Here is a 14,478-nt window from a genome sequence, read left to right as displayed (position 1 = left end):
CTCTCAGTCGCCGGACGGCGGTTCAGACCGATCCTTCTCGCCACCCTGGTGGCCGTCGCCCTCGCCGGGCGGTGCCGGCGGTGGCGGCGGCGCTGCGGGATACGGCTGATAGGGCGGGTAGTGCTGGGCGGGCGGGACGGGCGGGTAACCACCGGGCGACCACTGCTGAGGCGGGTACCAGTAGCCGCCCTGCTGCCCCTGCTGCTGCGAGGGCGGCGGCCAGCCCGGCGCATGCCAGCCCGCCGGGGCGCCGTAGTCGGGTTGGGTGCCCGGCGCCGCGGCGTCACCGGTGGGCGAGCCGTTGATGCCATTGGGCGGGCGACCGGCGGCTTCGGAAGACCTGCCGGCTTCCCGCGAGGCCTGGGCGATGGCGGCCTTGAAGGCCGGCTCCGGGATCGGCTGCGGCCACGGCTCGCCCCGCTCGATGGCCAGCTCGCCGGGTGTCTTGATCGGTGGTTTGTCCGACGGAACCCGGCCGCCGAAGTCATCGAAGACCGTCAGCCGGGGCCGCTTGGCGACGTCGGCGAAGATCTTCTGCAGATCGGCGCGGTGCAGGGTCTCCTTCTCCAGCAGCTCGCCGGCCAGGACGTCGAGCAAGTCGCGATATTCGGTCAGGATCTCCCACGCCTCGGTGTGCGCGGCTTCGATGAGCTTGCGCACTTCGTCGTCGATGTCGCGGGCCACTTCGTGGGAGTAGTCGGGCTGGGTGCCCATGGTGCGGCCCACAAACGGGTCGCCGTGTTCGCTGCCGTAGCGCACCGCGCCGAGCTTGGCGCTCATGCCGTACTCGGTGACCATGGCGCGCGCGACCGCGGTGGCTTTCTCGATGTCGGAGACGGCGCCGGTGGTCGGCTCGCGAAACACTAGTTCCTCGGCGGCGCGCCCGCCCATGGCGAAGACCAGCTGAGCGATCATCTCCGAGCGGGTGCGCAGTCCCTTGTCCTCCTCGGGCACCGCCACCGCGTGCCCGCCGGTTCGGCCGCGGGCCAGGATGGTCACCTTGTAGACCGGGTCGATGTCGGGCATCGCCCAGGCGGCCAGGGTATGTCCGCCCTCGTGGTAGGCGGTGATCTTCTTCTCGTGTTCGCTGATGATCCGGCCCTTGCGCCGGGGGCCGCCGATCACCCGGTCGACGGCTTCTTCCAGCGCTGCGCCGGTGATGACGGTGCCGTTCTCCCGGGCGGTCAGCAGCGCGGCCTCATTGATCACGTTGGCCAGGTCGGCGCCGGACATGCCGACGGTGCGCTTGGCCAGCCCGTCCAGGTCGGCGTCGGGACCGATCGGCTTCCCGGCCGAATGCACCCGCAGCACGGCCCGCCGGCCGGCGATGTCGGGGTTGCTGACCGGGATCTGCCGGTCGAAGCGGCCGGGACGCAGCAGGGCCGGGTCGAGGATGTCGGGACGGTTGGTGGCCGCGATCAGGATGACCCCGCCGCGTTCCCCGAAGCCGTCCATCTCCACCAGCAACTGGTTGAGGGTCTGCTCACGCTCGTCGTGGCCGCCGCCCATGCCGGCGCCGCGCTGGCGGCCGACGGCGTCGATCTCGTCGACGAAGATGATGCACGGACTGTTCTGTTTGGCCTGCTCGAACAGGTCACGAACCCGGGAGGCGCCCACCCCGACGAACATCTCCACGAAGTCCGAACCGGAGATGGTGAAGAACGGCACGCCGGCCTCACCGGCCACCGCCCGGGCCAGCAGCGTCTTGCCGGTGCCCGGCGGGCCGTAGAGCAGCACACCCTTGGGAATCTTGGCGCCCAGCGCCTGGTACCTGCTGGGGTTCTGCAGGAAGTCTTTGATCTCGTAGAGTTCCTCGACCGCCTCGTCGACGCCGGCGACGTCGGCGAAGGTGGTCTTGGGCATGTCCTTGCCGAGCTGCTTGGCCCGTGATTTGCCCATGCCGAAGCCCATCCGGGCGCCGCCCTGCATCCGGGAGAACATCACGAACAGCCCGATCAGCAGCAGCATCGGCAACATGTAGATCAGCAGTGAGCCCAGCATGCTGCCCTGGTTGACGACGGTGTTGATCTCCGCCTTCTTTTTGGTCAGCGCGGTGTAGAGCGGAACCGCGTACCCGGTCGGGTACTTGGCGATCAGCTTGTCGACCTTCTCCGCCTTGCCGGATTTGGCCGGTTTGTCGCCGGTGTCGGACACCTCGGCGCTGTCCAGTGGGTTCTTCAGGACCAGCCGCAGCTGCTGCTCACGGTCGTCGATCTGGGCGCTTTTGACATTGCCGCTGTGGATCTGGGCGACCGCGAGCGAGGTGTCGACCGGCTTGTATCCGCGGGTGTCGTCACTGAAATAGAAGAACGACCAACCGAGCAGCAGCACCACTGCGATCGCGGTGATGGTGCGGATCACGTTTTTGCGATTCATCAGGCATCGGCCGAACTCGGCCCAAATCCTTCCAGTACATGCAGCTGGGCATGTTCAGGTTACCGTTCCGTGGCAATTGCCAGCTCGGCGGAGCCGAGCGCAGCAGTTTGCCACTATCAGGTCGGGTTCATGCGACGGTCCCAGCTTCGCCTCGCCTCCGTCGAGCCTGGCTGAACCGTCGGTTCAGAGCGGGCAATCCCTTCTCCGCCGGAGTCCGGGTGTGCTTTGGTGAGACCGTGGTCGGTACAACCCAGCGCCTTGTCGACACCAACGGCATGACCCTGCGGGTCACCGAGGCCGGCGAGCGCGGCGCCCCAGTGGTGTTGTTGGCGCATGGCTTCCCGGAACTGGCCTATTCATGGCGACACCAGATTCCGGCGCTGGCCGACGCGGGTTTTCATGTGCTGGCCCCCGATCAGCGCGGCTACGGTGGCTCGTCGCGGCCGGATGACATCGCGGCCTACGACGTGGCCGCGTTGACCCGGGACCTGGTCGGCCTGCTCGACGACGTCGGGGCCGACCGAGCGGTTTGGGTCGGTCACGACTGGGGCGCTCCGGTGGCGTGGAGCGCCGCGCAGCTGCACCCCGAACGGGTCGCGGGTGTGGTCGGCCTCAGCGTCCCGCCGGTGCCCCGCCCCCAGGTTCCGCCGACGGCCGCCTTCCGCAGCATCTTCGGGGAGCACTTCTTCTACATGCTCTATTTCCAGCAACCCGGTGTCGCCGACGCTGAACTGGACTCCGACCCGGCGCGCACCATGCGCCGGATGATGGGCGGGCTGCGTCCCCCCGACGCCGACGCGGCGGCGCGGATGGCCGCTCCCGGGCCGATGGGCTTCATCGAGCGGCTGCCCGAGCCGGACGCGTTACCGGACTGGATCAGCACCGACGAGCTCGACCACTACATCGCCGAGTTCACCCGCACCGGTTTCACCGGCGGACTCAACTGGTACCGCAACCTCGACCGCAATTGGGAGATCATGGCCAATCCACCGTCGGCCACCATCGACGTCCCCGCAATGTTCATCGCCGGCACCGCCGACCCGGTGCTGGCTTTCACCCGGCGCGACCGGGCCACCGAACTGGTGAGCGGCCCCTACCGGGAGGTGCTGATCGACGGCGCCGGCCACTGGCTGCAGCAGGAACGGCCCGGCGAGGTCAACGCGGCGCTGCTGGAGTTTCTGGGCGGGGTGCAGCTGTGACCCCGCCGCTGCGCTTCGGGGTATTCATCACCCCGTTCCACGCGCTGGGCCAATCACCTACGGTCGCACTGGAATACGACCTGGAGCGGGTAGTCGCCCTGGACCGGCTGGGCTTCGACGAAGCCTGGTTCGGCGAGCACCACTCGGGTGGCTACGAGCTGATCGCCTGCCCCGAGGTGTTCATCGCGGCGGCCGCCGAACGCACCAAGCACATCCGGCTCGGTACCGGCGTGGTCTCGCTGCCCTACCACCACCCGCTGATGGTGGCCGACCGCTGGGTGCTACTGGATCATCTGACCCGCGGCCGGGTGATGTTCGGCGCCGGGCCTGGCGCGCTGCCCACCGACGCCCACATGATGGGTATCGATCCCGTCGAACAGCGCCGGATGATGCAGGAGTCGCTGGAGGCGATCCTGGCGTTGTTCCGCGCCGAGCCCGGCGAACTGATCACCCGGCACTCGGACTGGTTCACGTTGCGCGACGCCGCGCTGCACATCCGGCCCTACACCTGGCCTTACCCGGAAGTCTCGTGCGCGGCAATGGTTTCTCCGTCCGGTCCGCGGCTGGCCGGCGCACTGGGCACCTCACTGCTGTCGCTGTCGATGTCGATTCCGGGTGGCTTCGCCGCGCTCGAGAGCGCCTGGGAGGTGGTGCGCGAGCAGGCTGCAACGGCCGGCCGCGACGAGCCGGACAGGGCCAACTGGCGGGTGCTGAGCATCATGCATGTCGCCGACACCCGCGAGCAGGCCCTGGACGATTGCACCTACGGCCTGCAGGATTTCGCGAACTACTTCGGTGCGGCCGGCTTCGTCCCGCTGGCCAGCTCGGTCGCGGGCGAATCGCAGTCGCCGCGGGAGTTCGTCGAGGCCTACGCCGCCGCCGGCAGCTGCTGCATCGGCACCCCCGATGACGCGATCGAACACATCACCGACCTATTGGACCGCTCCGGCGGGTTCGGCACCCTGCTGTTTCTGGGACACGACTGGGCGTCTCCGGAGGCCACCTACCACAGCTATGAGCTGTTGGCTCGCAAGGTGATTCCGCACTTCAAGGGACAACTCATCGCCCCCCGGGCATCGCACGAATGGGCCAAGGGCATGCGCGACACCTTGTTCGGCCGGGCCGGCGAGGCGATCAAGAACGCCGTGGTGCAGCACGCCGCCGAGCACACGGACGGAACCGGGCCGCGTTGATGCGTGCGGCGGTGCTGCGCGACGGCCGGATGGTCTACCGGGACGACGTCGCGGAACCCACGCCCGGCCCGGGCCAGGTGCTGGTCGAGGTGACCGCCTGCGGCATCTGCGGTTCCGATTTGCACTTCGCCGCACACGGCGAGGCGGTGCTGGCCGCGACGAGGGCCATGAGCGGCATCCCGGCCGCCGACACCGCCGTCGACCTGGGCGCCGATGTCTTCATGGGCCATGAGTTCAGCGCGCGGGTGCTGCAGGCCGGGCCCGGCACCGACACCTTCCCCGTCAACACACCGGTCACCTCGATTCCGGTCCTGTTGGCCGCCAAAGGCATTGAACCGATCGTCTACTCCAACACCACCATGGGCGGCTACGCCGAGAAGATGTTGCTGTCGGCTCCGCTGCTGCTGCGGATTCCAAACGGCCTGGATCCACGACATGCCGCGCTGACCGAACCGATGGCGGTGGGACTGCATGCGGTCAACAAGTCCGGTATCGCCCCCGGCGAGACGGCGCTGGTGCTGGGCTGCGGCCCGATCGGGATGGCTATCATCGCCGCCCTGTGCACTAGCGGCGTGGAAGATATTGTGGCCGCGGATTATTCGCGCGCACGCCGTGAACTCGCGAGCGTGATGGGGGCGCATCACTGCATCGACCCGGCCGAGGGGTCGCCGTTCGACACGGTCAAGCCGAAGGTGATCTTCGAGGCGGTCGGCGTGCCGGGCATCATCGACGATGTGCTGCGGCGCGCGCCGGCCGGCAGCCGGCTGGTGGTCGCCGGGGTGTGCATGCAGCCCGACACCGTGCACCCGTTCTTCGGTATCGCCAAGGAGATCAGCGTGCAGTTCGTGCTGGCCTACGAGCCCGCGGAATTCGCCGCGTCGCTGCAGGCCATCGCCGAGGGGCGGATCGACGTGGCGCCGCTGATCACCGGCGAAGTCGGACTCGACGGCGTCGGGGCGGCGTTCGATGATCTGGCCGACCCCGACCGGCACTGCAAGATCCTGGTCACGCCTTAGGAAAGGCGCCGGTCTCACGCAGCCGTTTCGACCACCCGCCGACCAGCTCGACCAGCTCGCCCAGGTCGTCGCCGAGGCGGGCGACGATCGGGGCACACGCCGCATCGGTGGCCGCCTCGACCGACTCGCGGGCCGCGCGCCCCGCCTCGGTGAGTGCGCCATCGCGCGCCAGTCCCCGCTGCGCCAGCCGCGCCTCACCGGTGCTGAGTTCCGCATCGGTCCACGCCCTGGTCCGCACGTAGCTGCGCGGCGGGAATCCTCGATAGAGTTCGGTGATCAGGCCGATCTCGACCCCGTCGAATCCCTCTGCAGTCCAAGCGTTCACGTGTGCGTCGCCGCGGTATTCGCGCAGTTGATCGGCGAGCTGCCAGGCATCTGTGAGCGGATCGCCGGCCAGTCCGTCGGCAACCAACCCGGCGAACAGTGGCTTGCCGGCCAACGAGAGCCCGTCAGCAGCGCGGCGCAGCAGCTCTACTGCGCGATCGAGACCGTCCGGAGACTCACCGAGGACCCGGCGCAGCTGGGCCACCGAGCCGTCGGTGCGGGCCGCGCGGATAGTCGGGGCGTCGGTCAGCGTCCATCCGTAGGCGACGGCCGGCACCACCACCGCCGGGTTGAACACCGCAAAAGTCGCGGCGATCACCTCACCGGGCGCCTGCCCCAGCGCCGAGCCGCGGCTGCAGAAGTAGGCCGGCCCGTCCGGCATCTCGACACCACCGGATGTCGCGGGACTGGGCCGAAAACCCAGTGCCGCGTAGCCACGGTGACACTCCGGGGCGAAGTACACCTGCCCGGCGAAGGCTTCGATGGCGTTGGACAGTGCTCGGGAAGGCGCGGCGGTCATCGCCCCAGTGTGCCGCATCATGCTTTTACGCAGGCTCGCGATCGACTCCGCTAGGGTGCCATTCATGCCGACACGCAGCGCCCTGAAGGTTCTCCGCTGGTCGACGACGCTGGCCCTGGCCGGGCTGACAGGCGTCGCGATAGCCGGCTGCGACGCCGCGCCGGGTGTCGTCGGCGCGGATCTGGCCCGGCAGGTGACCGTAGTGGGATCCGGTGAGGTACAGGGCATTCCGGACACCTTGACCACCGAGGCGGGCATCGAGTTCGTCGCCGGCGATGTCACCAACGCGATGAACCAGACCAGTGAGCGCCAGCAGGCGGTGATCGACGCACTGGTGGACGCCGGGGTGGACCGCAAGGACATCAGCACCACCCAGGTGAGCCTGCAGCCGCAGTACGGCAACGCCGAGCCGGGTGGGTCGGCGAACATCACCGGCTACCGCGCCAGCAACACGATCCGGGTCAAGGTCGAACGCGATTCCGCCTCCCAGGTGCTGGCCGTGATCGTGCGGGCCGGCGGAGACGCCACCCGGATCAACGGGGTCAGCTACTCCATCGAGGACGATTCGCAGCTGGTGCGCGATGCCCGCGAGCGGGCCTTCAACGACGCCAAGGACCGCGCCGAGCAGTACGCGCACTTGTCCGGGTTGCGCCTGGGCCGGGTGATCTCGATCTCAGAGGTGGCCGATGGCACGCCGCCGACGCCGGTCGGGATGCCGATGCCGCGCGCGATGGCCGCACCCCCCGTGGAACCCGGCCAGCAGACGGTGAGCTTTTCGGTGACCGCGGTGTGGGAGCTGGACTGACGTCGCGTCACCGCTCGGTGGCGTACGGTTGATCCCACGGTGATGCTCCACTTCATCTGATCGAAGCCCGATCGCAACGAGGTGCTGTTGCACCACCGCGACCAGCGGGATCGTCGCCGACCCGAAGATGCGAGGCGAAGGCAACCCTCCGCGGTATCTGGACCTGAATCAACGAGATTCACCCAGCCGAACCGATGTTCTCGCGTAACCCTCCTGCATCGTCCCGCGGTGCCCGTATTAGGCCTGGAGTTGTTCGCTGATGTTGATTCCCATGTCCCCAACCGATTCGATGTTCCTGCTGGCGGAGTCGAAGAACTGTCAGATGCAGGTCGGCGGTCTGGCGTTGTTCTCCCCGCCCGACGGTGCCCGCGCCTCGGATGTGCGCCAGATGTTCGCCGCGGCCGTCGCCCGCGACGACGTGGCCGGCATGTGGCGTAAGCGCGCTCGCCGGTCGTTGACGTCGCTGGGTCAGTGGGGCTGGGATACCGGCACCGGTATCGACCTCGACTGCCATGTGCACTACTCGGCATTGCCGCCGCCCGCCGGGATGGCAGATTTGTGGACGCTGGTGTCGTGGCTGCACGCGACCCCGTTGAGCCGGGACCGGCCACTGTGGGAGCTGCACCTGATCGAGGGCCTCGCCGATGGCCGATACGCGGTGTACATCAAGGTCCACCACGCGCTCGCCGACGGCGTGTCCGCGATGGGAATGCTGCGCGCGGCGCTGAGTGCAGACCCGGCCCGGCGCGGTCAGCCCGCACTGTGGGAGCCGGACGGGACCACACGGGAGCCGGCCTCGTCACGGGGCGGCCTGGACGTGCTCGGGCTGCCGGGTTGGATGGCGGGCAAGACCTGGGACGTGGCCCGGGGGACCGCCGGGCTGATCCCGGCACTCGCGGGCGTCCTCAGACAGGCCCTGCGCCACCGCGGTGGGACGCTGTCGTTGACAGCACCGCACACGATGTTCAACGTGCCGATCGGCGGCGCTCGGTCGTTCGTCGGGCGCTCCTGGCCGTTGGAGCGACTGCGCCTGGTCGCCAAACACAGCGACGCGACCGTCAACGACGTGGTGCTGGCCATGTGCGGCGGTGCGTTGCGCAGCTATCTGGCCGGTAGGGGCGCGCTGCCGTTGGCCCCGCTGGTGGCGATGGTCCCGGTCTCACTGCGCACCCCGCGGCCCGACGGTGGCCGGGACGACGCCGCGTACACCGGGAACCGGCTCGGGTCCTTGATGTGCGGGCTGGGCACCAACCTGGCCGACCCCGGCAAGCGGCTGGCGGCCGTGCATGCCGGCATGCGCGAGGGCAAGGCCGCGCTGGGCACCCATAGTCAGCTGCAGATCCTCGCGATGAGCGCGCTGGGTTCGGCGCAGCTGGCGCTGGGCATGGTCTTCGGTCACTATGGGCTGCTGCGACCGCCGAACGTGATGATCTCCAACGTCTCCGGTTCTGCAGTGCCGTTGTATTGGAACGGCGCCCGTCTCGATGCGCTTTACCCGCTGTCGATCCCGGTCGACGGACAGGCACTGAACATCACCTGTACCAGCACCGACGACACGATCGCGTTCGGGCTCACCGGCTGCCGCCACGCCGTCCCCGGCTTGAGCGCGGTGACCGGGCTACTCGACGACGAACTCCGTCTGCTCGAGCACGCCGCTGGACTCTGACCACTCCGCCGCCCGGGTGCCGCCGGGCAGTGCATCGTCTCGCAGCCAATCGGATTTTCCGGCTAAAGGTGCATGGCAACGACAAATGATGGCCCGGTTTTCAAAAGCCTTCAGCGATTTCGAAATTGACGACACTGGCCGAGTCGCTTTTCGTCCAGGCCAGCCGCTGGCCCACCCCCTGCGAGCCAGATTCAGGTAGACTGCGTATATCGGCGGTCTTTAGTATCTGACCGCATTGGTTTGCATCGCCGTCGATTTGAAAGTTATCGGCCGATTCGCGGCCAAGTCAGGAACGTCGTCATGACGCTGCAAGATGTCCGCTCACCAGTGGGTCGTCACCCCACGCCACCCGAACTCAGACCGCGGTTGCGATTGAAGCCGAAGGCGTCGCCGACCGGAATCGTCGACGGGGCGTGGTGGCCGTGGCGTGACACGCTCACCACCGAGCTTCCTGGCCTGCTCTCGGTGTTGTCGGTTCGCGGCGAGGGCATTCAGCGCGTGAGGTACAACCCCGGCGAATGGGCGTCGGCGCCTGCCCAGCTCGTCACTGACGGGCGAACGGTGCAACTCGAGGGTCACGGGCGTCAGCCGGTCAACACACTGGAGGTTGTGGGTGCGGACCGATCGCGGGTCATCCTGCTCGTCGTTCCGCCCCATACCGACGCCGATCAGGCACACGAAATGATGATGACCGCCGCCGCCCCCGGTAACGACTCCAGCGTCGACACCCTTCTCATGATCAGTGAGAGCGACAGGTCATCCCGCGACCAGAGGACCGAAGCGGAAGCGCAGTGGGTCTCCGATGGCGGTCTCCTCGGCTAGTCGGTCACCTCTTGTCTCCTCGTGGCCGATCAACCGACGACAGCTCCGACGAAAAGAGCGGGCGCATCCGTATTCTCGGATTCCGCCCGCCGTCAGCGGCCAAAACTAACCAGCGTGCAAAATAGTGAAAGCAGAAGAAAAAATCTCGGTTCCAGCAGTAATGAAAGGCAAAACCCACAATCATGGCGCGCCCTGGTTGTGGCGCATCGTCGATGACCTCACCGGCGAGCTCATGGCACCTGATTGCCACACCATCTACACCGCTATCGCCAGCGGCGTGGCCAACGGATGGCGACCGACCCGAGCCGAGATCGTCAACCTGGTGGAATTCGGCAGACAGCAGGCCGTCGCAGCACAGCACAGCCCTTCCGTCCGAAGGATCGCTCCACGCAGTGCCGGCTAGCGTTTCGCTGCGCTGCCTCAGCGGTGTTCAGCCCTGGTAGACGCGCGGGTCCAGGGTGCCGATGTAGGGCAGGTCGCGGTAGCGCTCGATGTAGTCCAGGCCGTAGCCGACCACGAAGTCGTTGGGGATGTCGAAGCCCACGTAGGCGATGTCGACGGCGGCGCGCGCCGCGTCGGGTTTGCGCAGCAGGGTGCACACGCGCAGCGACCGGGGCCGCCGGGCGGCCAGGTTGCGCAGCAGCCACGACAGGGTCAGGCCGGAGTCGACCACGTCTTCGACGATCAGCACGTCGCGGTCGCTGATGTCACGGTCGAGGTCCTTGAGGATGCGCACCACTCCCGACGACGACGTGGAGGACCCGTAGGAGCTGACCGCCATGAACTCGAACTGGGTGGGCAGCGGGATCGCCCGGGCCAGGTCGGTGACGAACAGCACCGCGCCCTTGAGCACGGTGATCAGCAGCAGGTCCCCGCTCTCGGCGCGGTCGCGCCCCTCGGCGTAGTCGGCGGCGATCTGTGCACCGAGCTCGGCGGTGCGGGCCCGGATCTGCTCCTCGGTCAGCAGTACCGATTTGATGTCACCGGCGTATGACTCGGGTGTTTCTCCCGGCGAGAACGCAGCCACCAGCACAGCGTGCCATGCGCGATGTTCGACAACCAACTCCCACCGCACAAATCACGCCCGATGCTCAGATCGGCTCCCGGTGCAGGCGCAGCACACCCTCGCCACGAACCGCGAACAGCCGCTGTTCGCGCAGCTCCGATCCGACCGCCACACCGCCTTGCCCGCGCCAGTGCGTGACCAGCCGCTCCACCGCCCGGATCTGCTGGTCGGTCAGCCCGCGGCCGCCACCGGCCAGCAGCCAGCGCCGGATCACCGCGCGGCGCACCGGGCCGGGCAAGGCGGCCAGCGGGGCGGTGTCCAGGCCCTCCGCGACATCGGGCAGCGCTTGGGCGGCCAGCGCATCGATGAGCTCGGTGTTCTCCCGCAGCGCCGTCGCGGTGCGGGCCAGCGCCTGGGCCACCCCGCCGCCGAGCACGTCCTCCAGCAGCGGCAGCACCTCGGAGCGCAGCCGCGCCCGGGTGAACCGCCGATCGCTGTTGTGCGGGTCGAGCCACGGCGTCAGGCCCAGCTCGGCGCAGGCATCCCGGGTCACCTCCCGGCGCACCCCCAGCAGCGGCCGGCACCACGGCGGATCGTAGGGCCGCATCCCGGCCATCGAGCGGGGCCCCGAGCCGCGGCCCAGCCCCAGCAGCACCGTCTCGGCCTGATCGTCGAGGGTGTGACCCAGCAGCACGGGAGCCTGGTCGCGGGCCTGGTCCAGGGCGGCGTAACGGGCGTTGCGTGCCGCCGCCTCCAGGCCGCCCTCTGCCCCAACGCTCACCGGGATGATTTGTGCGGCAACGCAGCCCAGCTCAAGGGCGTGGCTTTGGGCGAGCTCGGCCACTTGCGCCGAGCCGGCTTGCAGGCGGTGGTCGACAATGAGCGCCGTGGTGGGCCGCGCGCGCGCGGCGACGGCGGTCAGGGCCAGCGAGTCCGGCCCGCCCGACAGCGCCACACACCAGCGGCCGCCCTCGGGCAGCTGCTGATCGGCGAACGCCACCAATGCGGCGCGCAGCCGGGCTAGAGCACCCGATCGATCCACTGCTGCGGCTCTTCGATCTCGGCGGGCAGCGGCAGGGTCTGCGGACCCGACCAGACCGCGTTGAACCGGTCCATGCCGACCCGGCCGACCACGGCGTCGACAAACGCTTTGCCGCGGGTGTACTGGCTCAGCTTGGCGTCGAGGCCGATCAGCGCCCGCACCAACCGTTGCAGCGGCGGCTGGCTGCGCTGACGACGTTCCTCAAAGCGGCTGCGGATCGTCGCCACCGATGGCACCGCAGCCGGCCCGACGGCGTCCATCACGTGGTCGGCGTGGCCCTCGAGCAGTGTGCCCAGGGTCAGCAGCTGGTCCAGGGCGGTGCGCTGCTCCTCGGACTGCACGGCCCGCACCAGGCCCAGAATCCCCGACGGCGCAGTGCCATCGGCGGCGTCTCGGCCGCGGCGCAGGTAGTCGGCCAGCCGGCCCACCACCTGGGTGAGGTCCGGGGTGGCATCGCCGGTCAGCACCGCCAGGGCGTCTGACATGTAATCCGGCAGCCACGGGTTCACCGAGAACTGCACCCGGTGGGTTACCTCGTGCAGGCACACCCACAGCCGGAAGTCGGCCGGCGTCACCCGCAGCTGCCGCTCGATGGCGATCACGTTGGGGTAGACCAGCAGCAGCGCGCCGCCGTCGGGGCAGAACGGGTCGTACTGGCCGAGGATGCCCGAGGAGACGAACGCCAGCAGTGCACCGGTCTGCGCCCCGGCCAGCCGGCCGGTGAGGAACCCGGCGGACTTCTCGGTGCCGCCGGTCATCAGCCGCATCGACTCCGCCGCTGCGGCGATCCACTGCGGCCGGTCGATAACCCGCGCCTCGGGGACCGGACCGTCGGCGCCCAGTCCGGTCACCTCGCGCACCAGCGGTTCGGCGGAGGCGGCGCTGCGGTGCAGGTCGCCGATGACCTGTTCGCGGGTGTAGTCGGTCATCGGCGGCGCCGGGCGCGCCAGCCAGCCGCCGACCGTTGCGGCGAATCCCCAGTCCACCGCGCGTCCGATATCGAGCTCGCTCATCCGCATCCGCAGGTCCGTAGCACTGCGGCCAGCGCGTCGATGGCGGTGCGCCCGGTCGGTCCGGCATCGTTGGAGATGAACGCGAACGTCAGCACCCGGCGGTCGCGGTCGGTGACGACTCCGGCCAGCGCGTTGGTGCGGGTCAGCGAGCCGGTCTTGGCCCGCAACCAGCCGGCCGCGCCGCGCCCGGACTTCGGGTCGAGGAAACGCTCGGACAAGGTGCCGCTGCCGCCGGCGACCGGCAGCATGTCCAGCAGCGGTCGCAGCTCGGGCTGGTCGGGACCGGCCGCCGCCTGCACCACTGCGTCCAGCGTTCGCGCCGACAAGCGGTCGTCGACCGACAGCCCACTGGCGTCCATCAGCGTGGCCCCGCTGACCGCGATGTGGGCGGTGGCCAGCCGGTTGGTGACCGCGTCGACCGCACCGGCGAAGGACCGCGGCCGGCCCATCGCCGCGGCCACCTCCCGGGCGATGCTTTCGGCCATCACGTTGTCCGAGGCGTTCATCATCTCGCCCAGCCGCACCACCAGCGGCGCCGAGGAGACCGAACCCAGTTCGCGGCCGGTCACCGAACTGGTCGCGATGCTGACCTTGTCGGTGTCGACGCCGAGCGCCGCGGCCAGCGCCTGTCCGGCGTCCAGAGCCGGGGTCAGCGACCGCCGGGACTCCACGGTGGTCGGCTGGGTGCGGCCGCCGTCGACCATCACCGATTCGATCGGGGCGATGTCGCCGCCTTCGATGTCGTCGGGATCCCAGCCCGGTGCCATGCTCGGGCCGGTGAACGCCGACGTGTCGACCTGGACCTCGGTGGGCGTCACTCCGCTGCGGCGGACCTGATCGGCCAGGTCGCTGATCCGGGCGGCGTCGCGGTACCAGGTGTCTTGGCCGACCTCGGCCGTCGACAGCGTCGGGTCGCCGTCGCCGACCAGCACCACGACGCCGGGCTGGTCCCCGGTGATCACCCGGGTGGTGACGCGGGCGCCGCGATCCAGCGCCAGCAGTGCGGCCGCCGCGGTGAGCACCTTGTTGGTCGACGCCGGCTGCATCGGGAGATCTTCCTGCTGCGTCCACAGCGCCTTGCCGCTCAGCGCGTCGGTGATCCGGCCGGTGAGCCGGCCCAGGTTGGGGTCGGCCAGCGCGACCGACATGGCCGCCGCCAAGGCGCTGCCCGTCGGGACCGGGGCATCGTCGGTGACCGGCACCACCCCCGGGTTGGCGGTCGCCAACGGCGCCGGCGGCATGGAATGCGCGCCCGCACCGGACTCGTCCGGAAGCACGACCGCTGCCAGCACCACCACGGCTGCGGCCAGCGCCAGGACCGCTGCGGCAATACCCAGACGGGTGCTGCTGCGTCGCCACCGAGTGGAGTCCATGTCTCTCCTGCCTGTCGGGGCCAATTCTGCCGGACGGGCGGAGCCCGGGCATGAATGCGGGCCGCTCTAAAGCGTGTCGAACAACTCTGGTGGGGTGTTCGGCACCGCCCTTCTCGGGCGTCG

Annotated in this window: 13 protein-coding genes; 7 read left to right on the top strand and 6 right to left on the bottom strand. The window is 69.3% G+C overall.

Annotated elements, in window-relative coordinates; translation table 11 throughout:
- Positions 1 to 3 precede the first annotated feature (3 nt).
- Positions 4 to 2,376 (bottom strand): ATP-dependent zinc metalloprotease FtsH, encoded by a 2,373-nt coding sequence (gene ftsH / locus A5771_RS15380; protein WP_064856058.1) that lies wholly within the window; start codon positions 2,374 to 2,376, stop codon positions 4 to 6.
- A 275-nt stretch (positions 2,377 to 2,651) separates the two neighbouring features.
- Between ftsH and A5771_RS15375 the strand changes: the two genes are divergently transcribed.
- From A5771_RS15375 to A5771_RS15365, 3 genes are read left to right on the top strand one after another with little or no spacing between them, the layout of a single operon-like run.
- Positions 2,652 to 3,575, top strand: coding sequence for an alpha/beta fold hydrolase (locus tag A5771_RS15375; protein WP_064856225.1), 924 nt, complete (start codon positions 2,652 to 2,654; stop codon positions 3,573 to 3,575).
- Positions 3,572 to 4,768 carry an LLM class flavin-dependent oxidoreductase gene (locus A5771_RS15370; protein ID WP_064856057.1) on the top strand — a complete coding sequence of 399 codons (1,197 nt, stop codon included), beginning with the start codon at positions 3,572 to 3,574 and terminating at the stop codon, positions 4,766 to 4,768. Before A5771_RS15375 ends, A5771_RS15370 begins: the two co-directional genes overlap by 4 nt.
- The gene (locus tag A5771_RS15365; protein ID WP_064856056.1) at positions 4,768 to 5,784 is read left to right on the top strand and encodes a zinc-binding dehydrogenase; all 1,017 of its coding nucleotides are present in this window, start codon (positions 4,768 to 4,770) and stop codon (positions 5,782 to 5,784) included. The genes A5771_RS15370 and A5771_RS15365 overlap by 1 nt, the downstream gene beginning before the upstream one ends.
- On the opposite strand, the gene A5771_RS15360 is transcribed toward A5771_RS15365, so the two are convergent.
- Entirely contained in the window at positions 5,774 to 6,628 is an 855-nt protein-coding gene (locus tag A5771_RS15360; protein WP_064856226.1) for an SCO6745 family protein, read from the bottom strand. The two genes, A5771_RS15365 and A5771_RS15360, sit on opposite strands and share 11 nt — an antisense overlap.
- A 64-nt stretch (positions 6,629 to 6,692) precedes the next feature.
- Between A5771_RS15360 and A5771_RS15355 the strand changes: the two genes are divergently transcribed.
- The 4 genes from A5771_RS15355 to A5771_RS15340 all read left to right on the top strand — a co-directional run bounded on the left by A5771_RS15355 (position 6,693) and on the right by A5771_RS15340 (position 10,324).
- Complete coding sequence (locus tag A5771_RS15355; protein ID WP_064856055.1) at positions 6,693 to 7,433, top strand: SIMPL domain-containing protein; 741 nt, start codon at positions 6,693 to 6,695, stop codon at positions 7,431 to 7,433.
- A gap of 259 nt (positions 7,434 to 7,692) precedes the next feature.
- Positions 7,693 to 9,099: a WS/DGAT/MGAT family O-acyltransferase gene (locus A5771_RS15350; protein ID WP_064856054.1), complete on the top strand. Its 1,407-nt coding sequence runs from the start codon at positions 7,693 to 7,695 to the stop codon at positions 9,097 to 9,099.
- Positions 9,100 to 9,399: 300 nt separating this feature from the next.
- Complete coding sequence (locus A5771_RS15345) at positions 9,400 to 9,921, top strand: DUF5994 family protein (protein WP_064856053.1); 522 nt, start codon at positions 9,400 to 9,402, stop codon at positions 9,919 to 9,921.
- Positions 9,922 to 10,045: 124 nt separating this feature from the next.
- Positions 10,046 to 10,324 carry a hypothetical protein gene (locus A5771_RS15340; protein WP_131808921.1) on the top strand — a complete coding sequence of 93 codons (279 nt, stop codon included), beginning with the start codon at positions 10,046 to 10,048 and terminating at the stop codon, positions 10,322 to 10,324.
- 27 nt (positions 10,325 to 10,351) lie between these two features.
- Here the strand turns inward: A5771_RS15340 and hpt are convergent, their stop codons facing one another.
- From hpt to dacB, 4 genes are read right to left on the bottom strand one after another with little or no spacing between them, the layout of a single operon-like run.
- On the bottom strand, positions 10,352 to 10,996 hold the full coding sequence (gene hpt, locus A5771_RS15335) for a hypoxanthine phosphoribosyltransferase (protein WP_109401158.1): 645 nt from the start codon (positions 10,994 to 10,996) through the stop codon (positions 10,352 to 10,354).
- Between the two features lie 16 nt (positions 10,997 to 11,012).
- Positions 11,013 to 11,969 carry a tRNA lysidine(34) synthetase TilS gene (gene tilS / locus A5771_RS15330; protein WP_064856051.1) on the bottom strand — a complete coding sequence of 319 codons (957 nt, stop codon included), beginning with the start codon at positions 11,967 to 11,969 and terminating at the stop codon, positions 11,013 to 11,015.
- Entirely contained in the window at positions 11,948 to 12,982 is a 1,035-nt protein-coding gene (locus A5771_RS15325; RefSeq protein ID WP_082947273.1) for a zinc-dependent metalloprotease, read from the bottom strand. Before A5771_RS15325 ends, tilS begins: the two co-directional genes overlap by 22 nt.
- Positions 12,979 to 14,355: a D-alanyl-D-alanine carboxypeptidase/D-alanyl-D-alanine endopeptidase gene (gene dacB / locus A5771_RS15320; protein WP_064856049.1), complete on the bottom strand. Its 1,377-nt coding sequence runs from the start codon at positions 14,353 to 14,355 to the stop codon at positions 12,979 to 12,981. The genes A5771_RS15325 and dacB overlap by 4 nt, the downstream gene beginning before the upstream one ends.
- Positions 14,356 to 14,478 lie beyond the last annotated feature (123 nt).

Origin of the sequence: Mycolicibacter sinensis (assembly GCF_001667375.1) — a bacterium.
GTDB classification, from domain to species: Bacteria; Actinomycetota; Actinomycetes; order Mycobacteriales; family Mycobacteriaceae; genus Mycobacterium; species Mycobacterium sinense_A.
The sequence above is the reverse complement of the archived record's forward strand: the minus strand, read 5'-3'. Positions and strand labels throughout refer to the sequence as shown.

What these genes read in the sequence shown, in the direction of transcription:
- dacB (WP_064856049.1), bottom strand. Translation starts at nt 14,355, where the DNA reads ATGGACTCCACTCGGTGGCGACGCAGCAGCACCCGTCTGGGTATTGCC.
- A5771_RS15365 (WP_064856056.1), top strand. Translation starts at nt 4,768, where the DNA reads ATGCGTGCGGCGGTGCTGCGCGACGGCCGGATGGTCTACCGGGACGAC.
- A5771_RS15375 (WP_064856225.1), top strand. Translation starts at nt 2,652, where the DNA reads ATGACCCTGCGGGTCACCGAGGCCGGCGAGCGCGGCGCCCCAGTGGTG.
- A5771_RS15345 (WP_064856053.1), top strand. Translation starts at nt 9,400, where the DNA reads ATGACGCTGCAAGATGTCCGCTCACCAGTGGGTCGTCACCCCACGCCA.
- A5771_RS15355 (WP_064856055.1), top strand. Translation starts at nt 6,693, where the DNA reads ATGCCGACACGCAGCGCCCTGAAGGTTCTCCGCTGGTCGACGACGCTG.
- A5771_RS15360 (WP_064856226.1), bottom strand. Translation starts at nt 6,628, where the DNA reads ATGACCGCCGCGCCTTCCCGAGCACTGTCCAACGCCATCGAAGCCTTC.
- A5771_RS15350 (WP_064856054.1), top strand. Translation starts at nt 7,693, where the DNA reads ATGTTGATTCCCATGTCCCCAACCGATTCGATGTTCCTGCTGGCGGAG.
- A5771_RS15325 (WP_082947273.1), bottom strand. Translation starts at nt 12,982, where the DNA reads ATGAGCGAGCTCGATATCGGACGCGCGGTGGACTGGGGATTCGCCGCA.
- ftsH (WP_064856058.1), bottom strand. Translation starts at nt 2,376, where the DNA reads ATGAATCGCAAAAACGTGATCCGCACCATCACCGCGATCGCAGTGGTG.